Below are 24,813 nucleotides of genomic sequence, written 5' to 3' on the forward strand. Positions count from 1 at the left end.
CTGCCTCTACATGGTCATTCTTCAGCATCATTCCCCATGTCATATCTTCTATTGAACCGTGCCCGGCGCGCAGAAACATAGAAGCGGACAGGGTCAGAGCCTGTCACATACTGAAAATATCTGGTTACAGATATCGTGTTGCATGGTAGAAGCAGGCATTAAAAAATTTTTACTGGGAACTCAGTGTCATTCTCTCGCCGTAGCCTGAGCACTCGCCTGCTTCGTAACTGCTCGTTGCCGCTGTTTTGTGCAATGCTGTTAATGGGGTGTGCAGCAGCGCGTGACCCGGTACCAGACCATGAAAAAATCGGCCGTTATGCTTCTGTAGTACCTTTTTATAAAGCGCTGGATTCATTGCAGGGTGGCCAGGCGACCGAACCTGTGACCGTACTGCAGATTGGGGACAGCCATACCGCCAACGATGCTTTCAGCGACCAGATGCGCACCCTGCTGCAAAAGGATTTCCAGAATGCCGGCAGGGGCTTTCTACAGCCTGGCATTCCATTCCGCTATTACCACCCTGCACAGGTTACGGTTTCTTCTACAGGATGGACGCCTGTCAGTGCGTTCAGCAAAACAGCGACAGGCCCGTGGGGTATCAGTCTGGTCAGGCAGCATGCGGATGCGTCCGCCAGCATGACCATTACCCCGGATGAAGCGGGGGGTGCCGGACGTGGCATGGTGGAGTTCCTCAGCCAGCCGGGTGGCGGTCAGCTTGTCATACAGACGGATGATGGCGGGCGTACGGTTGTTTCAACCGCGTCATCGCAGGATTCTGATTCCATGTGGCTGCGGATGCCCACCACGGCTGATACGCACGCCGTCACGGTCTCCGCCATGGGTGATGGTCCGGTGGATGTCCTGGGCTGGGAAGTGGCGAAAGGAAGCCAGGCAAGGCCCGCGCCGGGAATATTATATTCCAATCTGGGTATTACAGGTTCCACCATAGAAATCCTGAGCCGGGTCGATCCTAAAATACTATCGGAAGAAATGCGGCGTCTGAACCCGCGCCTTCTGATTATTGCCTTTGGCACCAACGAAGGTTTCAATACTTCAACAAATTTCGATACATATTCGGCACGATACGAGCAGATCATACAGACGCTGCATAATGCGGCGCCCATGGCGGGGCTTGTGGTTGTCATGCCGCCCGATGGCGTACGCCAGGAACGACTGCCCCCTTTCACCCGGTCATGTGACAGGCTGGTGTCCACGGGCAGGGGCTTTGCCTCACCGGCCGCCCTCAATACCGTCCGGCAGGCCCAGACTGACGTCGCCCGGCGCAACCACTGGATGCAGTGGGACTGGCGGCAGGCCATGGCGGATACAGCCCACCCGGATGGACGATGCACCATTCTTGTCTGGGGTAACCGCAACCCGCCAATCGCCGCGAAGGACCATGTTCATCTTCTGAAAGCGGGCTATCAACAGACCGCCACGTCATTATACGATGACTTGATGAATGGTTATAAGCTGTGGACGTCACTGAAACATAAAAAATAATGCTTTTTCCAACGCTTGACTTTGCCTTATTCTTTATTGCCGTTGCTGTCATTCTCGCATTGATTGGTGGGCTGTGGGAAATCAAGAAGATCTTTCTGGTTGCTGCAAGCTACGTCTTTTATGCATGCTGGAACTGGCATTTCTGCTTTCTCCTGCTGTTCAGCACGACTGTCAGTTATTCGGTTGGCCTGTTTTTGCCAGAAGAAGACAATCCGCGTTTACGTAAATGGATGGTTGGCGGCGGTATAGCTGTTCAGTTGCTGGTTCTGGCGTTTTTCAAATATTACGATTTCTTTGCGACATCCCTGAATAAGGCGACACGTGATATCGGATGGGGGGAACCTGTTCCGCTTATTGAAATCCTTCTGCCCGTCGCCATTTCATTTTTTACCTTTCATGGCATCAGCTACATTGTTGATGTGTATCGTGGTAAAGTCACGCGGTGCCGTCGTTTTACGGACATGATGCTGTATATGTCCTTTTTTCCGCAGCTTGTGGCCGGACCGATTGTACGTTCTTCCAAATTCCTGCCGCAGCTGGAGCGGCCATCAAGCAATCCTCCCCTCATGGCAACAGCCCTGTTGATGATTACAGGGGGACTTTTCAAGAAAGTTATATTGGCAAGTTATCTGGGAACGCAGCTTGTTGACCCGGTTTTTGCTGATCCTGCCAGTTTTTCCACGCTGGATCTGGTATTCGCCCTTTATGGATTTGCCGTTCAGATATTCTGTGATTTTTCTGGTTATACGGACATTGCCATAGGTCTGGCTGCGCTGCTGGGTTTCGAATTTCCGCAAAACTTCAACCAGCCTTACCGGAGTGCGTCCCTGCGCGATTTCTGGCGGCGGTGGCATATGACGCTATCGTTCTGGCTGCGTGACTATCTCTACATACCGCTTGGCGGTAGTCATCGTGGTGGGGCGCGTACATCCGCCAATCTTCTGATTACCATGCTTCTGGGCGGCCTGTGGCACGGTGCCGCCGTGAAATTTGTCATGTGGGGCGCGTTGCATGGCGGTGGCCTGGTGCTGGAACGCCCTTTTTCCGAGCGTCTGGAAAATAGCCGGGGCATTTTCCGCATCATGGCCGTGCTGCTGACATTTCACTTTGTCTGTCTGACATGGCTGTTTTTCCACGCGGAAGATATGCAAAGCGTCTGGTTTTACCTGCAGTCCATAACACCCCTGAAACTAGGAAGTTTTGCACAGGTCACGCCCTTTACGCTTGGCCTGATCGCTATTGGTATCGGTCTGCATTTTGTGTCCAGGAACATGCCTGAACGTATTGCAGCGTTTCCCGTGGTGCAGCGTGCGCCGGACTGGGCGCTGGCCCTTGCGTTCGGTATCTGTGTGTTAATGATTGATGCCGCAGGACCAAGCGGTGTCGCTCCCTTCATATATTTTCAGTTCTGATGGCCCATTCTTCTTTCCCATCCCCTACGCGTCGTCTGCTCACCATCGTGCTGGTCGCAGCCGCAAGCGGTATAATTTTCGGATCTGGTCCCATCCTTGCCTGGACCGAGCAGTTGCCGGTAACCATGCCGTACCAGTCAACGCTGCAATCTGCGGCGGCACGGTGGAATACCATCGCTGATCGCCTGAAGATGACCACACCATACGATATGGTCCGTAATTCGGAGCGCCAGATCGAAAGTTATCGCTTTGCTCCTGCGCCCGACCAGTAATGGATATGTATTTTTATATTTTAAATAAAAAATTAATGATATAAATTATTAAATACTGTTTTTATTATTAATTAAAAGTAAAACTTTTTGGGTGCCCTCTTGTTTTAAAAAGGTGACGTCTTTCGAAGCTTTTTGGAAAAAGCTTCAGCAAAAACTTTCTTATGATTTCAGGATATGTCTGTATCTGACTTTTAAAACCGTCTTCAAAATCCTTGCGGGTCGGTGGCATGAGACGCTGGCGCGGCCAATACAACGATTGCCGCCGGTTCGCTGGTCGAATAGGCAACCACCCGGTTACGTGATGATCGCAAGCAGTCAGGTCCTGGGGACAAGCAGTATGCTTTATCCTTACTGATGTTCTTGATGCTGGCAGGGGCCACAGGACGCAGGCAGGGTATCGCTGTGTGAAGCCTGCGGAACATCATGCAGGGGTCGATGTATGCCTAAATCGATCATGTTCAGGCCGGTTGTGTGCGGTATCCTGACCGCCTACGCCCTGTGTCTGATTTGGGCAGGGTCAGTTCTGTCCATGTCCTGACGGCTTTCACGCTACGCATGAAGGCACATTGTCCAGACATATCATGCACGTCATTCATGCCCTACGATATGTAACGCTGCACACGTAACTACACCATGCGGAACTGCGCCGCCGGGCGTAGCTAATTAACTGATTTCATACTGGAAAACAGGATATGGCGGAGAGAGTGGGATTCGAACCCACGGTACGCTATTAACGTACACACGCTTTCCAAGCGTGCGCCTTAAGCCGCTCGGCCATCTCTCCAGCCGGTACCGGACTGTATGCCATCCTGTCGGAATGGCGGGGTCCGATGCGTGCGGAACATATCACCAATTTTCATTGGCGCAAGTAGAAAACGCCATGTCCGCACGGCCTGCCACAATTATGATGTGACAGGCCGGGACGGGGGATTACTGGTCCATCTTCAGCGCGGCGAGGAAGGCGCTCTGCGGGATTTCGACCTTGCCAAACTGGCGCATGCGCTTTTTGCCTTCTTTCTGCTTCTCCAGCAGCTTGCGCTTGCGCGAGATGTCGCCGCCATAACATTTCGCCGTCACGTCCTTGGACATGGCGCCAATGGTCTCACGCGCAATGATCCGGCTGCCGATCGCGGCCTGTACCGCAATCTTGAACAGTTGGCGGGGGATCAGTTCCTTCAGCTTGGCGCAGATGGAACGCCCGCGCGTTTCAGCGGCCGAACGGTGGGCGATAAATGACAGGGCATCCACCGGCTCCTGATTGACCAGGATGGAAATGCGCACGAGATCGCTCTCCTCATACCCGTCCATCTGGTAATCGAAGCTGGCATAACCACGCGTGACCGATTTCAGACGGTCGTAGAAGTCGAACACGACCTCGTTCAGCGGCAGGCGATAGACCGCCATGGCGCGGTTGCCGACATAGGTCAGGTCTTCCTGCACGCCGCGCCGTTCGCTGCACAGGGTCAGCACCGCACCAAGGTATTCGTCGGGCACCATGATGGTGGCCTTGATCCACGGTTCCTCGATCTTCTCGATCAGCGACAGGTCGGGCATGTCGGCGGGATTGTGCAGTTCCGCCGTCTCGCCATTGGTCAGCTGCATTTTATAGACGACCGAAGGGGCTGTCGCGATCAGGTCAAGGTCGAATTCGCGGCTGAGGCGTTCCTGGATGATCTCAAGGTGCAGAAGGCCAAGGAACCCGCAGCGGAAGCCGAAGCCAAGGGCGGCGGACGTCTCGGCCTCGTAGTGGAACGATGCGTCATTCAGCCGCAGCTTGGCCAGGCTGTCACGCAGCTTTTCAAAATCATCGGCCACGATGGGGTACATGCCGCACCACACCACGGGAATGGAGGGCTTGAAACCTGCCAGTGGTGCATCGGCGGGGCGACGGTCATCGGTAATGGTGTCGCCCACGTTGGTGTCGGCCACGGTCTTGATGGCGGCGTTGATATAGCCGATCTCACCCGGGCCCAGTTCGTCCACGTTGGTCATGCGCGGGGCGAACACACCCACCTGATCCACCTGGTGGACCACGCCGGTGGACATCATGCGGATGCGCATGCCGCGCTTGAGCCGCCCTTCCTTCACGCGCACCAGCGTGATGACGCCCAGGTACGGGTCATACCAGCTATCAACCAGCAGCGCCTTGAGCGGGGCCCCGGCATCGCCGGTGGGCGGCGGCAGGCGCTTGACCAGCGCTTCCAGAACGGCCTCGATATTCAGGCCGGTCTTGGCCGAGACCTCGACGGCATCCTCGGCGTCAATGCCCACCACTTCCTCGATCTGTTCCTTCACGCGGGGGCAGTCGGCGGCAGGCAGGTCGACCTTGTTCAGGACCGGCACGATTTCATGATTGGCGTCGATGGCCTGATACACATTGGCCAGCGTCTGCGCTTCCACACCCTGTGACGCATCGACCACCAGCAGCGACCCCTCGCACGCGGCAAGCGACCGGCTGACCTCATACGCAAAGTCCACATGGCCCGGCGTGTCCATAAGGTTCAGGACATAGGTCTTGCCATCTTCGGCCGGGTAGGACAGGCGCACGGTCTGCGCCTTGATGGTGATGCCACGTTCACGTTCCAGATCCATGTTATCCAGAACCTGGTTGGTCATTTCCCGCTGTGTCAGCGCGCCGCAGGCCTGGATCAGGCGGTCGGCCAGGGTGGATTTCCCATGGTCGATATGCGCGATGATCGAGAAATTGCGGATCAGGGAGAGGGGCGTGTCGGTCATGGCCGAGACATAGTGTAAATCGGGAAGAAAGTCAGCCGCTACCTGTCACGATAACACGGAAAATATCACCTTCCGCATACAATGTTACATGCAGGCCATCGTGATGCGGTGGATGCGGGTTGCGCCATCAAGGATGATTTCCTCCCCCTCGATCGCGGCCAGTCCCTTTATGCGCACCAGTTCATGCAGCGGGGCGGTCACGGGCGCGTCGTGCCAGCGTTCGTCCACCAGCCCGCAGCATGACGTGCCCTGCGGGGTATGAAGCAGGACACGGTCATTGACCCGGATCGCGGCGGTAGGGGAAATGACCAGCGTGCCGCCCTTGCGAAAGATCGGTTCCATGGTGTCGCAATCCACATGCACGGCATAGGAATGGTGGTCGGCCATGCCGTGGAATTCCCATTTTTCCCACCGTTCCCCATCAGGTAGTCCGGTTTCGTCAAACAGTTCGGGGTGGGCAAGCTGCGAGAAGGGGGCGATCTTGAGGTGGGAATGATGGGCCTTGCTCGACACTTCGGGGTCATGGTGACCTGACAGCAGGCGACTGAACCCTTCAAACGAAATGCCGGTGGCCGACAGCGTGCGCGCCAGACTTTCCGTGCCGGGCCAGCGGGGACGGCCCGATGGCGTGATCCGTTTGGAGGGATTGAAGGTCGTGCTGTCCAGTCCCGCCGCCCGCGCGAGGCCGGAAGGGGTCAGCCCCCGTTCGGCGGCCAGCCGGTCGATGGCGCGCCAGATATCGTCATGGCTGATCATGTGGGTAATTTCAGTATTTCGGTCCGGTGGCGCGCATGGCCCGCCCCGGTCAGGGTGAAGCGGTCATTCCCTGCGCTGCACGCCAGCCCCATATGGCTGAGCCGCTTCAGGCAGGGTGCATCGGGCACGTTGGCCGGGCGGCCGGCATGGCCGCTCAGTTTCAGGCGGTGCAGGGCCGAACGGCAGCATGTTTCAAGATAAGGTTCATTCCACATGGGACAGGGACCGCCAAGGAACAGGTATGCGCACCGCCACCTTTTCACGACGGACCATGACCGGGGGTTCAGGCATGGGCGCGTGCGCTTGTCCGTGTCACATAGTGGCATTATTACGGCATGTCCACCATGCGTGGCGGCCTTGCCTGCGCCAGTACGAAGGGTGACATGTGTTCCATGCGCTAGGCATTGGCGAATTGATTACTATATTCAGGTATGAAGCTGGTGCACTGTCATATTCCTGACCAAGATATGGTCTATGACTTTTGTAAAGTTCATGTAGAAAACAATTGTTCCAAGGTTCTGGTGATGAAATTCCATAAATATCTTCTTGCCCTGTCCCTGGCTGGTGCAACTGTCGGGGGATCTGTGGGGGCCATGGCGTCTGATTGCGACAATGGCCAGGATACCCCCAAGTGGGACCTGCTGGGCCGTGCGGCGCAGGCGGGTAACTGCGCCGATAGCCGCCTGCGGGACCGTCAGCAGAACCTCAAGCAGGATTACGACAACAGGGTGAATAGCCTGCATGACAACACGGTTGGCCGCTGGGATAACGCCCGTGATGCCGAAAAGCAGAAGCTGGAGGATGCGCGCAGCCGCGTTGACGACAAGATCCAGAATGGCCGCGACCGTCTGGATGCGATTCGCAATGCTCCGAAAAACCGCCTGGACAACCTGCGCGACGCTGGCAGCGCGGAACGCCAGCGCTGGGATGATCTGAAAAGCCAGACCAATTCCAGTGTCAATAATTTCCTGGGCGGTGGAAATAACAATTAAAGTATTGAAAAATATGGTTTAATCGGCAAAGTCCATGTCGACCGGCCAGATTTTTTCAGGGTCCGTTCCCATAAGGGGACGGACCTTTTTTGTCAGGGGGAGGTGCTGATGCGCAAATGGAAGGCGTGTCTCTTCCGCACCGTGACATCAAGCCGTGGGGCAACCTCGACAAGGTAGAGGTCATCGTGCGGTACGGTCCATGACTGCATGGTTCCGGCATGGTCCGGATGGGGGTCGATCACCCGCATTTCCAGCCCGTTATCGGGTGTATCCAGCCGCGCCGTCACCCGCTCTCCCTGTTGCAGGCCGATGCGATAGACGCATGTTCCCCCCGGTTCCAGCATGCCCTGCCAGTCCAGCCGCCCGCCCGGTGACAGGTCCTGTGGCCTGTTACACAGCGGCGGGACGGTATCAAGGTTTTCAATCAGGGTTCGCACATCGGCGGGCTTGGTCAGCGCGACAGGCCCGGTTGTGTAAAGTGCCAGCGTGCCGGGGTTCAGGATACCAACCGTCATGTTGCGTCCCGCCCGGTCAACCAGCAGCCAGGCTATGCTGCTGCCGCCTTCATGCCGCCGGTTTCCCGTGATGAACAGGGTATCGCCCGCGGCCTCCAGCGGGCCGGCGACTTCCATGTTCTGTATGAAGCTGCCGTACCGTGCCCCCAGTTCCTGTTTCACGATGGTGGCCAGCGGCCCTTTTTCAAACAGGTGGGTATCCGGTGCGTAATGTCCGGTGGCGGCAGCCAGTTCATGGCCCAATGCGGTATCGGAATCCGCATGGGCCGGGACTGCGGTCAGCAGCGCCAGAAGACTGAACAGGCACAGGCTGGCATGGCGGGAGGTGAGCACGGCAGGCCCCTTCCTGTCAGGGTCATGAAAACAGACATGCCCGGCTGAACCGGGCATGAAGGAAACACAGCGTGTCTGGGCAGGGGCGTGCCGCGTTTACGAACGCGGACGCTTGCGTGAGGACGCGCCACCGCGCGGCGGCCCGCCAAACCCGCCACCTGGGCGGCCACCACCGGGCTTGCGCCCGAACGGACGCCCGCCACGCGGCGGCGGCCCACTGCGGCGCGCGCCACCGCCAGCCGGTGCGCTGGCGGGTGTGATCTGCACTTCGTCATTCTCGATCGCGGCAATGCACGAACGGAATTTCTCGGTCGAATCCGGGGTGATCTCGAACAGGGTCTGGTTATCGTTGATGCGGATCGCACCGATCTCCGCCTTGCGCACGCCGCCAAGGCGACAGATCAGCGGGATCAGCCACTTGGGATCAGCCTTTTCCTGCCGGCCCACATTCATGGCGAACCATGCGCCCGGTTCGGCGCTGGCGTAGCTGTCACGGGTGGGGCGGGGACCGTCACGCTCACTACGCTCACTACGCTCACGCGGGGGGCGCGGGGCATCGGGCGTGATGTGGCGCACGTTTTCCGGCGCGGGCAGGCGGGCGCGGTACATCTGCAGCAGGGCAGCGGCAAGCTGTTCACTGGTGCGGCCTTCAACCAGCTGGCCAACCAGTTCCTTGTCCGCTTCGGCCACGTCCTCGTTCAGGGCGGGATCGGCCAGCAGGCGCTTGGCATCATTGGCGCGGATATCGGCCGCCGTCGGCACGCCGGACCATGTGGCCGTGATCTTGGCCCCCTGCATCAGGCGTTCGGCACGGCGGCGCTGCGACATGGGCACCATCAGCACGCACACGCCCTTGCGCCCCGCGCGGCCCGTACGGCCCGAACGGTGCAGCAGAGTGGCCGGATCGGTCGGCAGGGTCGCGTGGATCACCAGCGCCAGTGCCGGGATGTCGATGCCACGGGCGGCCACGTCGGTTGCGACACACACATTGGCCTGGCCCTTGCGCAGGCTGTCGATGGCGCGCGTCCGTTCGTTCTGGCCCAGTTCACCCGACAGGGCGACGGAAGAAAAGCCGCGTTCGACCAGTGCCGCCTGCATGTGGCGCACCATTTCACGCGTGGCGCAGAACACCATGGTGGTCTGGCTGTCGGTATAGCGCAGCACGTTGACCACGGCGGGGATCAGTTCGCGCGCATCGGCCACGATGGCGCGGTATTCGATATCGGCGTGCTGCTTGGCGCCCGACAGGGTATCGATGCGCACGGCGTCGTTCTGGTAACGGCGTGCAAGCGACGCGATTTCCTTGGCGATGGTGGCCGAGAACAGCAGCGTGCGCCGTGTCTTGGGCATGGCGTCAAGAAGCTGCTCAAGTTCGTCACGGAAGCCGAGGTCAAGCATCTCGTCCGCTTCATCCAGCACGACCACGCGCAGCTGGGACATGTCCAGACGTCCACGCGACTGGTGATCGCACAGCCGTCCCGGCGTGCCGACTACGATATGCGCGCCCATCTGCAGCGCACGCGCTTCACGCCGCGCGTCCATGCCGCCAATGCACGATACGATGCGCCCGCCCGCGGGCGCATACAGCCACGTCAGTTCACGCGTGACCTGCATGGCCAGTTCGCGTGTCGGCGCGATGATGACGGCCAGCGGCGGACCCGCCGGGCCAAAACGTTCGGCCCCACCCAGCAGGGTATCGGCCATGGCCAGCCCGAAGGCGACGGTCTTGCCCGACCCGGTCTGGGCGGAAACAAGCAGGTCGCGCCCTTCGGCGGCGACATCCAGCACGGCTGTCTGGACGGGGGTGGGGTTATCGTACCCACGCTCGTCCAGCGCGCGTTGCAGGGCGGGGTGGGTTTCGGGAAACGGCATGTATCGGGCAATCCGGACAAAAACATGAAGAACATGGGCGACGCAGGAAGGAAACTGGCCGCCGGCCCGTGTTCATGCGTCAGGGAGAAGGCCGGTGCATAAAGAATGATTGCCCCAAAAGCCAGAATTAATAATGGCCGGGGCATTTTTGCAGCGGTCGTGAATACCCTTCCGGTGGGGATCGGGGGCATTTTCCACCTGCATGGAGGGCCGTGCCCTTTCGGCGGTTGCCGTAAGGCGGGTCAGGACATGCAGGCAGTCATGACATCAGTAGCATACGCACCTGTGGCCGTCATCCCCACCCTGGGCCAGGCATGGTCAGGGCACCAGGACTGCGGCCCCTTCAAAGCGGCCATGGCGCAGGTCATCCAGCGCCCTGTTCGCCTCTTTCAGCGGGTACGGGGTGGTCGTGGTGCGTATGCCCACGCGGGGCACCAGTTCAAGGAAGTCGATGCCGTCCTGCCTTGTGAGGTTCGCGACCGAGACGATCTGGCGTTCCTCCCACAGCAGGTCATAGGAAAAGGCCGGGATTTCACTCATGTGGATGCCCGCGCAGACCACGCGCCCCGCCTTGTGCACGGCTTTCAGCGCCGCGGGCACCAGCGCGCCCACGGGGGCGAAGATAATGGTGGCGTCCAGCTGTTCGGGTGGCGCTTCATCCGACCCGCCAGCCCAGACGCAGCCCAGCGAGCGGGCGAAGTCCTGCGTTTTCGTGTCTCCGGGACGGGTGAAGGCATAGACCGACCGTCCCTGCCACACCGCCACCTGGGCTATGATGTGGGCCGCCGCCCCGAAACCGTACAGCCCGATGCTGCGCGCCTCCTTGCCCGCCATGACCAGAGACCGCCAGCCGATCAGCCCCGCGCACAGCAGCGGGGCAGTCGCCACGTCGTCATCGCCATCGGGCAGGGGAAAGGTGAAATGCGCATCCGCCACCGCCATGGTGGCATAGCCGCCATCGCGCGTGTAGCCGGTGAACAGCGGGTGGTCACACAGGTTTTCGTGGTCCGTTTCGCAGTAATGGCAGCAGCCGCAGGTATGGCCCAGCCACGGGATGCCCACGCGCTGGCCCATGTGCAGCCCTTCCACATTTGGGCCGATCGCGTCGATCCGGCCCACGATTTCGTGTCCCGGCGTCAGCGGATGGCCGGGAAAGGGCAGGTCGGCATCCACCACATGCAGGTCGGTGCGGCATACGCCACAGGCCCCCACCTTGACGCGGATCTGTCCCGGTCCCGGCGTGGGATCGGGCAGTTCGGTCCATTGCAGGGGGGTATGGGGGGCAAGCAGTCGCATTGCGTACATGGGGTCCGCTCCTTGGCTGTCAGGCTGCGGCCTGCGGGCCGCCAGTCATCATGCTACGCTACCATGTCCGGGTGCCCGCACGGCATGACATGTATCATCATGCCGATCACGACCCGGCGCGGTAGGGGGTCATGGCGTCCAGTGCGGGCAGTTCCGCCATGATGGCGGCGCGTTCATGATGCAGGAACTCCGCCACGGCCTCACGCAGGCCGGGATGGCTGATCCAGTGGACGGAATGGGTCCGGCAGGGGCGATAGCCGCGTTGCAGCTTGTGTTCGCCCTGCGCGCCCGCCTCCACCCGTTTCAGCCCGTGGGCAATGGCGAAGTCGATGGCGCGGTAATAGCACAGCTCGAAATGCAGGAAGGGCCAGTCCCCCTCCAGCCGTCCCCAGTTGCGGCCATACAGCGTATCACGCCCCATGAGGTTGAGCGCGCCCGCCACCGGCACGCCGTCGCGTTTTGCAACCATAAGCACCACCCGATCCCCCAGCCGTTGTGATAGCAGTGGGAAAAAACCGGGCTGCAGATAGGCACTGCCCCATTTGCGGTCCACGGTGGATAGGTAGAACTGATGGAAGTCATGCCACAGCGCGTCGGTGATCTCGCTGCCGCGATAGGTATGGAAGGTCAGGCCGCAGGCATTGGCGTCACGCCGTTCGCGGCGGATGGCCTTGCGCTTGCGTGAGGCGAGGGTGTCCAGAAAATCATCGAAACTGGTGTAATCGCAGTTGTCCCAGTGGTACTGCACCCCAAGGCGCTGCAGCCAGCCGGTCTGCCCCAGCAGGTCATATTCATGCTGCGTGCAGAACGTGACATGGACCGATGACAGGTCCAGTTCCCCACAGGCCTGCCGCAGCGCGCGGCCTGCAAGCTGGCGCAGCACATCGGCATCCGGCGCGTCCCGGTGCACCAGTAGGCGCGGCCCCGGCACGGGGGAGAACGGGACCGCCACCTGCAATTTGGGATAGTACTGCCCGCCCGCCTGCATGAAGGCCTGCGCCCATTGCTGGTCGAACACGTATTCGCCGTAGGAATGGCCCTTGGCATACAGGGGGGCTGCCGCCAGCAGGCGGCCGGTGTCATCGCGCAGGGCAAGGTGCTGGGGCATCCAGCCGGTCTGTGGCCCGGTGGACCCGCTATCCTCCAGCGCGGACAGGAAGGCATGGCTGACAAACGGGTTGTCATCACCCGCGCAGTCATCCCATTCATGGGGCGGGATTTCGGCAATCCTGCGGTGCAGGATCATGGTGGTGCCGGTCATGACGGGCGCGCCAGTGGAAAAACCGCGTGGGGCGTTGGGGTCATGACAGGCTCCCTTTTTCTGTGGTGGGGCTTTGCCTCAGCCTATTTCGAACAGGCCTTCCACTTCAACCGCCGAATCGAGTGGCAGCGACGGCACGCCCACGGTGGAGCGCGCATGACGGCCCGCGTCACCAAATACAGCCACCGCCAGGTCGGATGCGCCATTCATGACGGCGGCATGCTGCGTGAAGTCCGGCGTGCAGGCAATGAAGCCGCCCAGACGGACAACGCGCTTCACGCGCGACAGGTCGCCAATCGCGGCCTTCACCTGCGCGATCACGTTGACCATGCTGTAGCGTGCGGCCTCGACCGCCAGTTCCACGGCAACGCTGTCACCCAGCTTGCCCGTGGTCAGCAGCTTGCCATCGACCAGCGGCAGCTGTCCCGATACCACCAGCGAGGAGCCGCTGATGACGGCCGCGACGTAATTCGCCACCGGCGCGGCCGGGGTGGGCAGGACAATGCCAAGCTGCTTTAGACGCTGTTCGGGAGTGGTGTCGGGCATCGGGTCATCCTCTGTCATCAGGGGCGGGAAAGCAGGGCCGTCGCGTTATCCGACCAGCCGCAGCCTGCGCCGCCGGGGGGGTGTGTCATCGCCATCGTCATTGCCGGATTCCGGCAGGTCCAGCGGCAGCATGGGGGCGGGACTGTCCGCCATCATGTCCTCATGCGGGGCGTCGGGCAGCCTGCGGCCCAGATAGGCGTCGGACAGCGCCCGGAAGGCATAGTCCAGCATGGATGTCGCGTATGATGCAACCGGGTCGCCCTCCACCGTGCCGGCAGGGCCGAAATGGGTGTAGGCAAATGCCTCGACATAGCTTTCCAGCGGTGCGCCGTACTGCAGGCCGATGCTGACCGCCTGTCCCAGCGTATCCATAAGGCCGCGTACCATCGGGCTTTCGCGCGTGGGCGTCAGGCTGATTTCGCCCAGTGACCCGTCGGCATATTCCCCCGTGCGCAGGAACAGGCGGTGGCCGCCCACGCTGGCCTTCTGGGTAAAGCCGCCATGGCGCGCGGGCAGGGGACGGCGTGCGCCACGTTCCAGTCCCGCGCGGGTGGCCAGCGTGTCGCGCGTGGCGTCGGGACGGGCGGGCACGCGATCCACGAAGCCGCTCAGCGCGCGATGCATGGCCTGATGGGATGCAGCGCCCGGCAGCGGCAGCACGGTGTCCCCCGCCAGTGTCGCGGCAAAGGCCGCTTCCAGCGTCAGCCCCCGGCAGGCAAGGCGTGCCAGCGTGCTGGTGGCCAGCCGCCCGTCGGCGCGCAACGGGGAAAAGACCGGGGCCAGCCCGCATGATTCCACCCCCAGCAATGCATCGATCGGGCCGGGCGTGGAAAATCCGGTTTCGACGCGGGCGGCGGGGTGATCAGTCTCGACCGCGGCTTCCTGCCATACCGCACGCGCGATCTGGCTGACACCGGGCAGGATGCTGCGCACGGGCGGCAGGGGCATGGCGTCCGCCCCCTCGCCGGAATGGGCGACAAGGGTGGCCAGCGCCACGATACTGCATGCCGCGTCGCGCCCAGCCTCGCTGTCATAATCCAGCCCCAGCCCCGCAAGGCAGGCATCGAGGTTGGTCAGCAGGATGGCGCCCGCCATGGGTGGACGTTCGCGGGGTTCGACCGCGGCGGGGGCAGGGACGGCCCGCAGGTGTGGCATGGCCTGCCCTGATGGGTCGGGCAGCGGCAGTTCGCCATTGCGCATATGCATCTTCTGCCGTGCCACCGCGCGCAGTACGCGGGCCAGCAGGCGCAGGGCCGCGACAAAATCGGTGGCCATGAAACCGTTATCAGCTTCGACAAAGGCCGCAAGGTTGACCACGAAGGCGGGCCTGCGGTCATGGTGGCCATGCCACAGGCTTTCCGCAGGGGCCGCCTGCCGCATAAGCAGCAGGCACGACAGCGTGCGCGCGATGGGGCGGACCGTGGGGCCGGCCACCTCGCCCGTACACAGGTCGTCTATCCATCGCGCCGCCTCGACCGGCAGGCTGGCGGGACCATGGCCGGGCGTCAGCTGGGCCAGGGCCTCGGCTGCCGTGTCATCCCAGTCGGCGGGCAGGGTAACGGAACGTGGCGCGTCGTCGGGATCCGCTGCGGCCTCTACGGTCCGCATGCGCACGCCGTTCCAGTGGCTTCGTGCTGTCATGCCTTCCGTTTTACCGGCACGGGCAGGGCTGGCGGAACCCGTCTGGACCGGAGTCGCAACTATACATTCCACTGGATACCGTGGATATGGGGGATAAGTACGCACCCTCCCGAACCGGGTGCGGATCGTGCCATGCATGCGGCGTGCGGCGGCGGTCGAGTCCCGTCACCGGGTGGTGTTGTCCCGGCCCGGAAGGTCCGGAAGGCCGGTACGCGCGCGGGCGCGAAGTGCCGCCGCCATGCCCGCCCGCCCTGATCCCGCAGATGTGACGGTTGGTCGCGCATATGCGCGTGGACCGCGCGCGTGCGGGCGGACTAGGCTTCGGTCATGGCAAATTTAGGCACCCGTATCTATACGCATTTCAGGGGGCGGCTGGTCGGCAGGGACGCTGATGGCCGATCCTATTATGAGGCCCGGACTCCCAACCGTACCGGTGGCGGGGAAAAGCGGCATGAACGCTGGGTCATCTATCGTAAGGGGGAGGATGCATCCGCCGTTCCGCCCGAATGGTGGGGCTGGCTGCATCATATGGAGGATGCGCCCCTGCCCGAAAGCGCGCGCCAGCCATGGCAGCAGCCGTGGCAGCCCAACCAGACCGGGACCGTAGCGGCATATCACCCCCCCGGCAGCGACCTGCGCGGTGGGCAGCGGGCTTCAACTACCAGCGATTATGAGGCATGGTACCCCGAGGGATGAAACCGGTGGCGTAACCTGCTAGGGTACGCGCCATTGGATATTGGGGAAGCTTTGCCAACATGGTTGCTGCTGTTTCAGGCCGGGCGGTCCGCCAGCCCGCGGAACTCCTTGCCGGATTTGCCGTGCTGGCCGTGCTGGCGGGGCTTCTGGCCTATGCCGTGCTGGACAAGGGGCGGCCGCATGAATCCGGTTATCGCCTGAACGCGGGTTTTGCCCATATCGACGGTCTGTCCGTGGGTTCGGATGTCAGGCTGGCCGGTATCACGGTCGGGCAGGTGGTCGATGAGCATGTTGACCCGAAAACCTTTGCAGCCCAGGTCACCTTTACCGTGCGGCCCGACATTAAGTTGCCCGATGATACGGCGGCGATCATTACCAGCGACAGCCTGCTGGGGGGCAAGTACATCGCCCTGTCCCCCGGTGGGGATGAAAAGATGCTGGCCCCCGGCGGCACGATCGGTGAGACACAGGGTGCGATCAGTCTGGAACAGTTGCTGAGCAAGTTCATCTTCTCCGTGACCGATACGCTGACCAAGGCCCGGCAGGACAAGGCCCAGGCGTCCCAGCCTGCTGCTCCGGCCCCCGTGGGTGGAGAAACCCCATGACCCATGACGGAAACGCCAGTACGGGCATGCCGGCGGTCTGGCCGCAACCCGATGGCACGCCAGTGTCATGTCGTGACAAATTACTGATATTGCAGGAAAATTATACTGAATTGCAGGGTATTCTCCGTGATGCGTTCGAGGACGCAATCCTGATGGGCGTGGATGAGGCGGCGATGCGCCGGATCCTGCTCGATCTTGTGGGCAGCCTGCGGAGCCCGAAAGCATGAGGCGCCTGCTGCGGTGCCTGCCCGCCGCCCTGCTTGCCAGCCTGCCCGCCTGTGCCCATGCGGCGGAATGGCTGGCCCCGCCCGCTATGTATCCCCCCGATACGTGGCAGGGGCGTACTATTGCCACGGTACGGGTGCTGGACAAGCTCGATGCCCATATCCAGATGCTCGATATCCCTACCGGGCAGGACGTATCGTATAAAAGCCTGACGCTGCATGCCACGTCATGCCTGCAGCGCCCGCCCACCCTGCCTGCGGACAGCGCCGCCTGGCTGGAGGTGCATGATGCGCATGAAGGCATGGCGCCCTTTCAGGGCTGGATGGCCGTAGCCGAACCCGCGAATGGCGTGTTCCAGAATCCGCTGTATGACGTGCAGCTTGCCGGTTGCAGCGGGGATGCGGTCGCCCCCGTGCCACCGCCGCTGGCGGTTGCCGCCGTGCCGCAGCCCGGTGCGGATGGCAGTCCGGTCCCGGTGGCCGGGCCCATCCCGTCGCTCATGCCTGCTACGGGCGGCACTGACGCGCCACAGTCCCTTTCCCCCACGCAGGCCCCCACAACGGCAGTTGCCCCGGTATCCCCGCCACTGCCGGCCCGACCGCCTGCTGATCCTGCGGATGAGGGGGCAGCCCCGCTAATGCTGCATTAGATAATAGTTTAATTTGTATCGTATCAATGCTGTCGGCCTGTCCGGTGCGGTTCCGGGCTTGCGTATTCCCCAGCTTTGCCGGAGGCTAGATTCACCATGAGCAAGATACCTTCCCTTCCTTCGCTCGATCGGCTGCCCCCGCCTGCCCGCGCGGCATTCCTGCTGGATTTCGATGGGACACTGGTTGATATCGCGCCTACGCCTGAATCCGTTGTGGTGGTGCCCGGCCTGCTTGATACGCTGAAGCGCCTGCGTGACAAATGCGGGAATGCGCTGGCCGTGATTTCGGGGCGACCCATTGACCAGATTGACCATTTTCTGGGGGATGTGCCCTATGCCGTGGCGGGTGAACATGGCATCGCCATCCGGCACGCGCCGGGCCAGGCCATTGAACGTGCCCCCCTGCCGCCGGTGCCCGCTGCATGGCTGGAACAGGCCGACCGGCTGGCGCAGGCCCATCCCGGCGTACGGATCGAACGCAAGAAGGCAGGGCTGGTGCTGCATTACCGCGGCGCGCCCGACGCAGGGGAAGCATTGGGCAAGGTGGCGGATGGCTGGGTTGGCGCAACAGGCGGTGCCTTTCATGTGCAGGCCGCCAAGATGGCATGGGAAATCCGCCCTGCGGGCATAGACAAGGGGCATGCGGTGGAAGTGCTCATGCAAAGCGCGCCCTTTGCCGGGCGGTCCCCCATTTTCGTTGGCGATGATGTTACGGATGAGGATGGCATCCGCATGGCGGTACATCTGGGTGGGGTCGGGTTCCGCATTCCTGCCGATTTCCCCGATCCCGCCGCCTTTCGCGGCTGGCTTGCGCAACTGGCACAGGGAGGCAGGGACGCATGGGGCGACTGATTATTGTTTCCAACCGCGTCCCGTCCCCGCGTGAACGCAGCCAGCCCGCCGGTGGCCTGGCCGTTGGCCTGAAAGATGCGCTGCGCGAAGGGGAATCGCTGTGGTTCGGCTGGTCAGGCAAGCAGGTGCAGCTTCATGGTGGCGACCCCGTGCCCCGGCTGGATCAGGTTGATAACGTAACCTACGCCACCATTGACCTGACCCCGCTGCAGTACGAGGGGTTTTACCAGAATTTCTCCAACGGTATCCTGTGGCCGCTGTTCCATTACCGCGTGGGATTGATGAATTATTCCCGCACGGACTGGGAAACCTACCTTGCGGTCAACGCCATGTTCGCACGCACGCTGCTGCCGCTGCTGCGGCCCGATGATGTGATATGGGTGCATGATTATCACCTGTTCCCGCTGGGGCAGGCGCTGCGGGATCTGGGGGTGAAGTGCCGGATCGGTTTCTTCCTGCATATTCCCTTTCCACCATGGAGCCTGGTGCGCTCACTGCCCGGCGCGGAACTGCTGCTGGAAGACATGCAGAGCTACGATCTGGTGGGTGTGCAGACCCCCGAGGATGCCGAGAACCTGAATCATTCGCTAAAGGTCAACGGCCTGCCGCCGCGTGGGCAGGCGTTTCCCATTGGCATTGATCCCGATGAATTCCGCGCGCAGGCTGAAAAAAGCATGCAGGGGCCGGAGATCGAGCGGCTGGAAGGCAGCCTGCGGGGTGCGAAACTGGTTCTGGGCGTGGACCGGCTGGATTATTCCAAGGGCCTGCCCGAACGCTTTCGCGGGTATGAGGCACTGCTGGCCCGCTACCCTGAACACCGGGGCAAGGTGACGTTCCTGCAGGTCGCCCCGATTTCGCGCGGTAGTGTCGAGGAATATCGCCAGCTGCGTCGCCAGCTGGATGAACTGACCGGACGGATCAACGGGGCCTATTCCGAATTTGACTGGACGCCCATCCGCTACATCACCCGCCCGCTGCCGCGGGAGGTCCTGGCCGGGTTCTACCGCCGGGCGGAAGCCGCGCTGATTACGCCCCTGCGCGATGGCATGAACCTTGTGGCCAAGGAATATGTTGCGGCGCAGGACCCGGCTGATCCGGGGGTGCTGATCCTGTCGCATTTCGCGGGGGCCGCGCCGGAAATGGACGAAGGGATCCTGGTCAATCCGTATGACCCTGACGAGATTGCCGACGCCCTGCATGAAGCACTGACAATGGGCCTTGCGGAACGGCGCACGCGCTGGCAGGCCCTTGAACGGGAAGTCAGCAGCACGACAGCCGTAAGCTGGGCCGCTGATTTCATGCATGCGCTGCAGACCGCACCCGTTGTGGACCGATCGTAACCAGCCATGCGTTCAACTGCTTTATTGATGGTGCTGGCAGGTCTTGCGGCACTTGGTGTGGCGTGGTGGAGCCAAAACACACTTGGTCACGTACCCTGCGGGCTATGCCTGTGGGAACGCTGGCCTTATCGTATCCTGATCGTGCTGGGGGGGCTGGCCGCCATTCTGCCGCGTGATATGGCACGCGGCATGCTGTGGCTGTGCATGCCTGTGCTGCTGTGCGCGTTCGGGCTGTCGGCGGTGCATGTAGGGGTGGAGCAGGGCTGGTGGGCCAGCCCGCTGCCTGAATGTCGTGCGCCGACATTCCATGGCGGCAGTTTTGCCGAACGCCTGGCCTCCATGCCGCGCCGCCCGGCCAAGCCGTGCGACGCGGCAACCTATCTGGTGCCCGGCGTGCCAGTATCCATGGCCATGATGGACGGGATCTATGCCCTTGCGCTGATCCCGCTCGTGCGCGGGGGATTGCGGATCAGGGCGAAGTTCCGCGGCCGCGGCCGAAAAACAATCCAAGGATGAACAGGACGATAAAGACGAAGAACAGCACCTTGCCAAAATAGGCAAAGGTGTCAGATATGCCGCCGAAGCCAAAGACCGCGGCGATCAGGGCCAGGACAAGGAATGTGATGGTCCAGCGTAACAGGTCCATGATTCGGTTCCTTCCAATCGTTGTTGTGACAGACGCGGGCATGCCATCCGCTCTATAACAATGCGCCAGATGGCAACCGGTTCACCGGGGTCGTGATTTTGGCTTTGGCGACAGGGATACAGGATATGACAGCAGCCAGTGGCACGGCCGGATTTTACGCTTTGTACACCCATGGGTTCGCACGTGTGGCCGCGTGTACGCTGCCGGTCGTGCTGGCTGATCCCATGGAAAACGCGCGCCGCACGCATGACGGTATCCGTGCCTGTCATGACGCGGGGGCAGTGGTCGCGGTTTTTCCTGAACTGGGGCTGTCCGGTTATGCGATCGAGGACCTGCGCCAGCAGGATGTGCTGCTGGACCGCGTGGGGGATGCCATCACGTGGCTTGCCGCGCAGACGGCGGGCCTGCGGCCGCTGGTGCTGGTGGGCGCGCCGGTCGTATGGGGGAATGCGCTGTATAACTGCGCCATAGCCCTGCATGATGGGCGGATTGTCGGCGTCATTCCGAAATCCTATCTACCCAATTACCGGGAATTTTACGAAGCCCGGCAGTTTAGCGCGGGCGCCGGACTGCGGGGAGGTCATGTCACGCTTGGTGGCCATGACGTGCCATTTGGCACCGACCTGCTGTTTCGTGCCCGCGCCGTACCGGGTCTGGTTGTAGCCGCCGAAATCTGTGAGGACATGTGGGTGCCCCAGTCACCGGGCATTCAGGCGGCCCTTGCCGGGGCTACGGTCATCGCCAACCTGTCGGCATCCAATATCACCGTGGGCAAGGCGCGTACGCGTACGCTGCTGTGCCAGTCTCATTCCGCGCGGTGTATATGTGCCTATGTCTATGCTGCGGCGGGAGAGGGGGAATCAACCACCGATGTGGCATGGGACGGACAGACCTCCATTTTCGAAAATGGTGCGATCCTGGCGGAAAGTGCGCGTTTCCCGTCCGGTCTGGTCACGCTGACGGCGGATGTGGACCTTGACCTGCTGCGGCAGGAACGCCTGCGCATGGGCAGCTTTGCCGATAACCGCGCCCATGCAGGGGCGCAGGACTGGCGCTGGATCGACCTTGCCCTGACGCCACCGGCCGACGATATCGGCCTGCGGCGCGCCATTCCCCGTTTTCCCTTCGTGCCCAGTGATCCAGCCGTACTGGATCAGGACTGTTACGAGGCCTTTACCATACAGGTCACGGCCCTGAAGCGACGGTTGCTGGCGTCACGGGCGAAAACGCTGGTCATTGGCGTCTCGGGTGGTCTGGATTCCACCCATGCCCTGCTGGTGGCGGCACGGGCGGCGGATGAAAGCGGGCTGGGACGGCAGGCGGTGCTGGGCTACACCATGCCCGGTTTTGGCACCAGCAGCGACACGCGTGGCAATGCGCATGAACTGATGGCGGCGCTGGGCATACAGGCGCGAGAGATCGATATTCGTCCCGCGGCAAAGCTTATGCTGGAACAGATGGGGCACCCCTTCGCCGCGGGGAAGGACGTGTATGATGTCACGTTTGAAAATGTGCAGGCCGGGCTCAGGACGGACTTCCTGTTCCGGCTGGCCAACCAGTCGGGTGGGATCGTGATCGGCACGGGAGACCTGTCGGAACTGGCGCTGGGGTGGTGTACCTATGGCGTGGGTGACCAGATGGCGCATTACAACGTCAATTCCGGCCTGCCGAAAACACTGATCCAGCATCTGATCCGTTGGGTCATGGCCAATGGGCAGGAGCAGGCACGGACCTGTGCGGTGCTGGATGCCATCCTGTCCACCGAGATCTCGCCCGAACTGGTGCCCGCTACGGCCACGCAGGCGGTGCAGAGCACGGAGTCACTGATCGGGCCATACGCATTGCAGGATTTTACCCTGTTCCATGTGCTGCGCTATGGCTTCCGTCCCGCGAAGATCGCGTTCATGGCGCTGCATGCGTGGGGCGACACCACGCGGGGGAACTGGCCACCGGGGTTCCCCGCCGACAGCAGGCGGGCCTATTCCCTGTCCGAAATCCGGCACTGGCTGGGGGTTTTCCTGAACCGTTTCTTTGGCTTCAGCCAGTTCAAGCGTTCGGCCATGCCCAACGGGCCGAAGGTCGTGGCCGGCGGCGCGCTGTCGCCGCGCGGGGACTGGCGGGCGCCATCTGACGGCAATGCCCGCATCTGGCTGGAGGAACTGGAAAAACGTGTTCCATTAAACTGAACCAATCTGACCCTGATTCCGAATTTCTTAACCCATTGCTGTCAATTACCGTCGTGAAAGCATCTCCTCCCCTGTCGTGGCGATCATGCGGCGCGGGTAGCGGATATCTGTAGCGAGGTCGGGAGACATGCATGTTCCCGCGATGCGTGAAAAGGAACGGAATGCATGGGAGTGACCGTAACCGGGGCCACTGGCCTGACGCTGGGCATCAACCCGGATAATAGTGATATCATATGGGGACTGAACAGGGTGAGCGAGGTCACGGTCCTGCGGTCGCTCGCCAACGTTTCCAGTGCAGAGGTTTCGGCCCTGCAGCAGGCCTATGGCAATGATATCCCGGCACTGGCCGTGCGCATGTTTGGCGTGGCCGGGATCGATACCGTGATGGAGCAGTCTGGCGGCGTGAACCAGCAGGTCACGACTGCTGGCAAACACACCGTGACCGGCACCGAGGTCGAGATCGGCAGCACCACCTCCACCCCGCTGGACAGCAAGATCATCCTGACCGGTGGCAAGCAGGCCACCACCATCATGGATGGTGACATGGGCAAGGTGGATTTTGTCGCGAAATCGGGTGACGTGAATTATTACGCCGCTGGCGGCAACACGGATTTCGTCAGCGGCAAGGGACTGGACACCATCCATGTCCTGGGTGGGGCCGACACCATTTATGGCGCTGATGGACACCCGACCGTAACCGGTGACTGGAATGCGCCCGATGCAGCACGGTTTAACGGTGGCAGCGTGCAATTGCGGGTCATTGACGGCGTGACGGTACAGGATGTCAGCAATTCCACCATCAGCGGTTATGCGGATGACGATTACTTCGGGGAACATAATCCCGCACGCTATACCAACACTATCGACGGTGGCGTGTCCGACTCCATCTATGGCAGCAATAATCTGGTCGTTAATTCGGTCAATGACAGCAATATCCATGGACATGCGAAACTGACCGTGGATGGGGGGGTATCCGACACCATCTATAGCAACAGCAGCCTGCTTGTGGATTCGGTCAGTAGCAGCAATATCTACGGACATGCGAAAGTGACCGTGGATGGCGGTGCGTCCGACATCATTTATGGCAACGGTAATCTGCTTGCCGATTCGGTCAGTGGCAGCAATATCCACGGACATGCGAAACTGACCGTAGATGGCGGTGCGTCCGACACCATCTATGGCAACGGTAGTCTGCTTGCCGATTCGGTCAGTGACAGCACCATCCAGGCGCATACGAAACTGACCGTGAGTGGTGGCAGCAACGATACGATTTCCGCCAGTCATTCCTCCCATCTTGATGACGTGGATGCCAGTACGATTTCGGTCAGCGTGCATGGCAGCCTGACCTTCATTGATGGCAGCAATGGTATTTCCGACACCGTGACCGGCAGCCATGCCACTATTTATGGCACGGCGGGACTGGACCTGACGGCGAATACGCAGACAACCGCCACCTATTATGCCTGTAGCGGAAACGAAACACTGGATGGTGGCCTGTCAACAGGCAAGTTGTATGCCCGGGCGGGCAGCGGCAATGATACCCTGATTGGCGGCAGCGGGCAGGATACCCTGCGGGCCGGGACGGGCGATGACCTGTTCACTGCAGGGAGTGCCAAGACGGAATTCGAGTTTGTTAAGGGCAAGGCCGGCGGTAACGACATCATTCAGGATTTCGGTAAATCGGCAGGCAATATCGTCAAGCTGGCCGGTTATGACGCAAAATCATCTTCTATCCAGTCCATGCTGGATAATGCCACCATCGCTGGTGGGAATACGACTGTCAGCCTGACGGATGATACCCGGATTACCTTTGTTGGCGTAACAGACCTGAAGGTACAGAATTTCAAAAGCTGACCTGCAGGGCCTGTGCCAGAGATGCCCCCCGACCGAGGGGCATCTCTGGCAATGGTGACATTTTATCCAGGTTATTTTTTTGACGACAATGATACGATTTCGATATAAACAATCTGTTATCGCAGAAGGTAGCCGATATAACTGCCGTTTGTAAAACAGTTGCGGTTCTTGCTGACTACGACAGCAGAAATTTTCATGTGATAACAAAAAATTGCTGGTGTAACCCCAATCATCAGGGTAAAAGCCGCGACCGTCCGGTCCAGATGGTGGTGATCGCCCCATTTGATTACGGAAGCAGGATATTCACGACATCAATTTTCAGCCAGAAGGGAGCAGGCCGTTACGATGAGTAAAGCCTTTATTGCAGCAGTTATACAGGATTCGATTGATTGCACGGGTGTCGCGGCCAATCAGGCTGCCTCTGACCTGATCGCGGCAATTGTCAAGGAACTGAAGCGCGAGGGTGGCTTTACCCTGCCGTCTTTCGGCACGTTTACGGTCAAGAAAACCAAGGCCCGTCAGGCGCTTAACCCCCGCACGGGGGAACAGGTCAAGGTCAAGGCCGGCAAGACCGTTCGGTTCAAGGCCAGCCCCAACCTGAAGAAAGCTGTCTGAT

The 24,813-nt window shown here is 61.1% G+C and carries 24 protein-coding genes and 1 tRNA gene; 14 read left to right on the forward strand and 11 right to left on the reverse strand.

The genetic code is table 11. The annotated features are described in order from the left end of the window. Window positions 1–381 precede the first annotated feature (381 nt). Genes AC1RQ9_RS07005 through AC1RQ9_RS07015 form a run of 3 tightly spaced genes read left to right on the forward strand, consistent with a single transcriptional unit; the run spans window position 382 to window position 3,187 of the window. Entirely contained in the window at window positions 382–1,503 is a 1,122-nt protein-coding gene (locus AC1RQ9_RS07005; RefSeq protein ID WP_485986151.1) for a GDSL-type esterase/lipase family protein, read from the forward strand. Further along, entirely contained in the window at window positions 1,503–2,915 is a 1,413-nt protein-coding gene (locus AC1RQ9_RS07010; RefSeq protein ID WP_485986152.1) for an MBOAT family O-acyltransferase, read from the forward strand. The genes AC1RQ9_RS07005 and AC1RQ9_RS07010 overlap by 1 nt, the downstream gene beginning before the upstream one ends. After that, window positions 2,915–3,187, forward strand: a complete 273-nt coding sequence (locus AC1RQ9_RS07015; protein ID WP_485986153.1) for a hypothetical protein — start codon at window positions 2,915–2,917, stop codon at window positions 3,185–3,187. The genes AC1RQ9_RS07010 and AC1RQ9_RS07015 overlap by 1 nt, the downstream gene beginning before the upstream one ends. A 693-nt stretch (window positions 3,188–3,880) precedes the next feature. Here the strand turns inward: AC1RQ9_RS07015 and AC1RQ9_RS07020 are convergent. From AC1RQ9_RS07020 to AC1RQ9_RS07035, 4 genes are all read right to left on the reverse strand, one after another. Beyond that, window positions 3,881–3,971 (reverse strand) — tRNA-Ser (locus AC1RQ9_RS07020). A 146-nt stretch (window positions 3,972–4,117) separates the two neighbouring features. Then, window positions 4,118–5,923 carry a translation elongation factor 4 gene (lepA, locus tag AC1RQ9_RS07025; RefSeq protein WP_485986154.1) on the reverse strand — a complete coding sequence of 602 codons (1,806 nt, stop codon included), beginning with the start codon at window positions 5,921–5,923 and terminating at the stop codon, window positions 4,118–4,120. Window positions 5,924–6,007: 84 nt separating this feature from the next. Next, window positions 6,008–6,679, reverse strand: a complete 672-nt coding sequence (locus AC1RQ9_RS07030) for a helix-turn-helix transcriptional regulator (protein WP_485986155.1) — start codon at window positions 6,677–6,679, stop codon at window positions 6,008–6,010. Then, entirely contained in the window at window positions 6,676–6,894 is a 219-nt protein-coding gene (locus AC1RQ9_RS07035) for a hypothetical protein (protein WP_193733393.1), read from the reverse strand. Before AC1RQ9_RS07035 ends, AC1RQ9_RS07030 begins: the two co-directional genes overlap by 4 nt. Before the next feature lie 309 nt (window positions 6,895–7,203). Between AC1RQ9_RS07035 and AC1RQ9_RS07040 the strand changes: the two genes are divergently transcribed. Continuing rightward, the gene (locus AC1RQ9_RS07040; RefSeq protein ID WP_485986199.1) at window positions 7,204–7,671 is read left to right on the forward strand and encodes a hypothetical protein; all 468 of its coding nucleotides are present in this window, start codon (window positions 7,204–7,206) and stop codon (window positions 7,669–7,671) included. 92 nt (window positions 7,672–7,763) lie between these two features. On the opposite strand, the gene AC1RQ9_RS07045 is transcribed toward AC1RQ9_RS07040, so the two are convergent. The 6 genes from AC1RQ9_RS07045 to AC1RQ9_RS07070 all read right to left on the reverse strand — a co-directional run bounded on the left by AC1RQ9_RS07045 (window position 7,764) and on the right by AC1RQ9_RS07070 (window position 15,144). Then, entirely contained in the window at window positions 7,764–8,519 is a 756-nt protein-coding gene (locus AC1RQ9_RS07045) for a hypothetical protein (RefSeq protein WP_485986156.1), read from the reverse strand. 96 nt (window positions 8,520–8,615) lie between these two features. Beyond that, window positions 8,616–10,391, reverse strand: coding sequence for a DEAD/DEAH box helicase (locus tag AC1RQ9_RS07050; RefSeq protein ID WP_485986157.1), 1,776 nt, complete (start codon window positions 10,389–10,391; stop codon window positions 8,616–8,618). Between the two features lie 318 nt (window positions 10,392–10,709). Next, on the reverse strand, window positions 10,710–11,696 hold the full coding sequence (locus AC1RQ9_RS07055) for a zinc-dependent alcohol dehydrogenase family protein (RefSeq protein ID WP_193733397.1): 987 nt from the start codon (window positions 11,694–11,696) through the stop codon (window positions 10,710–10,712). A gap of 106 nt (window positions 11,697–11,802) precedes the next feature. Further along, window positions 11,803–12,957: a GNAT family N-acetyltransferase gene (locus AC1RQ9_RS07060; RefSeq protein ID WP_485986158.1), complete on the reverse strand. Its 1,155-nt coding sequence runs from the start codon at window positions 12,955–12,957 to the stop codon at window positions 11,803–11,805. 78 nt (window positions 12,958–13,035) lie between these two features. Then, complete coding sequence (locus tag AC1RQ9_RS07065) at window positions 13,036–13,503, reverse strand: RidA family protein (RefSeq protein ID WP_019086492.1); 468 nt, start codon at window positions 13,501–13,503, stop codon at window positions 13,036–13,038. Between the two features lie 45 nt (window positions 13,504–13,548). Next, window positions 13,549–15,144, reverse strand: a complete 1,596-nt coding sequence (locus AC1RQ9_RS07070; RefSeq protein ID WP_485986159.1) for a TSCPD domain-containing protein — start codon at window positions 15,142–15,144, stop codon at window positions 13,549–13,551. Between the two features lie 327 nt (window positions 15,145–15,471). On the opposite strand from AC1RQ9_RS07070, the gene AC1RQ9_RS07075 reads away from it, so the two are divergent. The 7 genes from AC1RQ9_RS07075 to AC1RQ9_RS07105 all read left to right on the forward strand — a co-directional run bounded on the left by AC1RQ9_RS07075 (window position 15,472) and on the right by AC1RQ9_RS07105 (window position 20,027). Beyond that, a complete protein-coding gene (locus tag AC1RQ9_RS07075) occupies window positions 15,472–15,840 on the forward strand; it encodes an NADH-ubiquinone oxidoreductase subunit NDUFA12 family protein (protein ID WP_485986160.1) in 369 nt (122 codons plus the stop codon). A 59-nt stretch (window positions 15,841–15,899) separates the two neighbouring features. After that, on the forward strand, window positions 15,900–16,445 hold the full coding sequence (gene mlaD / locus AC1RQ9_RS07080) for an outer membrane lipid asymmetry maintenance protein MlaD (protein WP_193733408.1): 546 nt from the start codon (window positions 15,900–15,902) through the stop codon (window positions 16,443–16,445). Then, window positions 16,442–16,672 carry a hypothetical protein gene (locus tag AC1RQ9_RS07085; protein WP_485986162.1) on the forward strand — a complete coding sequence of 77 codons (231 nt, stop codon included), beginning with the start codon at window positions 16,442–16,444 and terminating at the stop codon, window positions 16,670–16,672. The genes mlaD and AC1RQ9_RS07085 overlap by 4 nt, the downstream gene beginning before the upstream one ends. After that, window positions 16,669–17,319 (forward strand): DUF2155 domain-containing protein, encoded by a 651-nt coding sequence (locus tag AC1RQ9_RS07090; RefSeq protein WP_485986163.1) that lies wholly within the window; start codon window positions 16,669–16,671, stop codon window positions 17,317–17,319. Before AC1RQ9_RS07085 ends, AC1RQ9_RS07090 begins: the two co-directional genes overlap by 4 nt. Before the next feature lie 96 nt (window positions 17,320–17,415). Next, a complete protein-coding gene (gene otsB / locus AC1RQ9_RS07095; RefSeq protein ID WP_485986164.1) occupies window positions 17,416–18,171 on the forward strand; it encodes a trehalose-phosphatase in 756 nt (251 codons plus the stop codon). After that, window positions 18,159–19,511 (forward strand): alpha,alpha-trehalose-phosphate synthase (UDP-forming), encoded by a 1,353-nt coding sequence (locus AC1RQ9_RS07100; protein ID WP_485986165.1) that lies wholly within the window; start codon window positions 18,159–18,161, stop codon window positions 19,509–19,511. Before otsB ends, AC1RQ9_RS07100 begins: the two co-directional genes overlap by 13 nt. 6 nt (window positions 19,512–19,517) lie before the next feature. Further along, complete coding sequence (locus AC1RQ9_RS07105; protein WP_485986166.1) at window positions 19,518–20,027, forward strand: disulfide bond formation protein B; 510 nt, start codon at window positions 19,518–19,520, stop codon at window positions 20,025–20,027. On the opposite strand, the gene AC1RQ9_RS07110 is transcribed toward AC1RQ9_RS07105, so the two are convergent. After that, a complete protein-coding gene (locus AC1RQ9_RS07110; RefSeq protein WP_010508831.1) occupies window positions 19,981–20,157 on the reverse strand; it encodes a DUF1328 domain-containing protein in 177 nt (58 codons plus the stop codon). The two genes, AC1RQ9_RS07105 and AC1RQ9_RS07110, sit on opposite strands and share 47 nt — an antisense overlap. Before the next feature lie 125 nt (window positions 20,158–20,282). Between AC1RQ9_RS07110 and AC1RQ9_RS07115 the strand changes: the two genes are divergently transcribed. The 3 genes from AC1RQ9_RS07115 to AC1RQ9_RS07125 all read left to right on the forward strand — a co-directional run bounded on the left by AC1RQ9_RS07115 (window position 20,283) and on the right by AC1RQ9_RS07125 (window position 24,812). After that, entirely contained in the window at window positions 20,283–22,343 is a 2,061-nt protein-coding gene (locus tag AC1RQ9_RS07115) for an NAD(+) synthase (protein ID WP_485986167.1), read from the forward strand. A 165-nt stretch (window positions 22,344–22,508) separates the two neighbouring features. Further along, window positions 22,509–24,197: a hypothetical protein gene (locus AC1RQ9_RS07120; RefSeq protein ID WP_485986168.1), complete on the forward strand. Its 1,689-nt coding sequence runs from the start codon at window positions 22,509–22,511 to the stop codon at window positions 24,195–24,197. A gap of 345 nt (window positions 24,198–24,542) precedes the next feature. Next, complete coding sequence (locus AC1RQ9_RS07125; RefSeq protein WP_010508825.1) at window positions 24,543–24,812, forward strand: HU family DNA-binding protein; 270 nt, start codon at window positions 24,543–24,545, stop codon at window positions 24,810–24,812. Window position 24,813 lies beyond the last annotated feature (1 nt).

The organism is Komagataeibacter ossonobensis (genome assembly GCF_057359305.1).

Coding starts and splice junctions, on each gene's coding strand:
- AC1RQ9_RS07010 (WP_485986152.1), top strand. CDS start 1,503: ATGCTTTTTCCAACGCTTGACTTTGCCTTATTCTTTATTGCCGTTGCT.
- AC1RQ9_RS07015 (WP_485986153.1), top strand. CDS start 2,915: ATGGCCCATTCTTCTTTCCCATCCCCTACGCGTCGTCTGCTCACCATC.
- lepA (WP_485986154.1), bottom strand. CDS start 5,923: ATGACCGACACGCCCCTCTCCCTGATCCGCAATTTCTCGATCATCGCG.
- AC1RQ9_RS07030 (WP_485986155.1), bottom strand. CDS start 6,679: ATGATCAGCCATGACGATATCTGGCGCGCCATCGACCGGCTGGCCGCC.
- AC1RQ9_RS07035 (WP_193733393.1), bottom strand. CDS start 6,894: ATGTGGAATGAACCTTATCTTGAAACATGCTGCCGTTCGGCCCTGCAC.
- AC1RQ9_RS07040 (WP_485986199.1), top strand. CDS start 7,204: ATGAAATTCCATAAATATCTTCTTGCCCTGTCCCTGGCTGGTGCAACT.
- AC1RQ9_RS07050 (WP_485986157.1), bottom strand. CDS start 10,391: ATGCCGTTTCCCGAAACCCACCCCGCCCTGCAACGCGCGCTGGACGAG.
- AC1RQ9_RS07055 (WP_193733397.1), bottom strand. CDS start 11,696: ATGTACGCAATGCGACTGCTTGCCCCCCATACCCCCCTGCAATGGACC.
- AC1RQ9_RS07060 (WP_485986158.1), bottom strand. CDS start 12,957: ATGACCGGCACCACCATGATCCTGCACCGCAGGATTGCCGAAATCCCG.
- AC1RQ9_RS07065 (WP_019086492.1), bottom strand. CDS start 13,503: ATGCCCGACACCACTCCCGAACAGCGTCTAAAGCAGCTTGGCATTGTC.
- AC1RQ9_RS07070 (WP_485986159.1), bottom strand. CDS start 15,144: ATGACAGCACGAAGCCACTGGAACGGCGTGCGCATGCGGACCGTAGAG.
- AC1RQ9_RS07075 (WP_485986160.1), top strand. CDS start 15,472: ATGGCAAATTTAGGCACCCGTATCTATACGCATTTCAGGGGGCGGCTG.
- mlaD (WP_193733408.1), top strand. CDS start 15,900: ATGGTTGCTGCTGTTTCAGGCCGGGCGGTCCGCCAGCCCGCGGAACTC.
- AC1RQ9_RS07085 (WP_485986162.1), top strand. CDS start 16,442: ATGACCCATGACGGAAACGCCAGTACGGGCATGCCGGCGGTCTGGCCG.
- AC1RQ9_RS07090 (WP_485986163.1), top strand. CDS start 16,669: ATGAGGCGCCTGCTGCGGTGCCTGCCCGCCGCCCTGCTTGCCAGCCTG.
- otsB (WP_485986164.1), top strand. CDS start 17,416: ATGAGCAAGATACCTTCCCTTCCTTCGCTCGATCGGCTGCCCCCGCCT.
- AC1RQ9_RS07100 (WP_485986165.1), top strand. CDS start 18,159: ATGGGGCGACTGATTATTGTTTCCAACCGCGTCCCGTCCCCGCGTGAA.
- AC1RQ9_RS07105 (WP_485986166.1), top strand. CDS start 19,518: ATGCGTTCAACTGCTTTATTGATGGTGCTGGCAGGTCTTGCGGCACTT.
- AC1RQ9_RS07110 (WP_010508831.1), bottom strand. CDS start 20,157: ATGGACCTGTTACGCTGGACCATCACATTCCTTGTCCTGGCCCTGATC.
- AC1RQ9_RS07115 (WP_485986167.1), top strand. CDS start 20,283: ATGACAGCAGCCAGTGGCACGGCCGGATTTTACGCTTTGTACACCCAT.
- AC1RQ9_RS07120 (WP_485986168.1), top strand. CDS start 22,509: ATGGGAGTGACCGTAACCGGGGCCACTGGCCTGACGCTGGGCATCAAC.
- AC1RQ9_RS07125 (WP_010508825.1), top strand. CDS start 24,543: ATGAGTAAAGCCTTTATTGCAGCAGTTATACAGGATTCGATTGATTGC.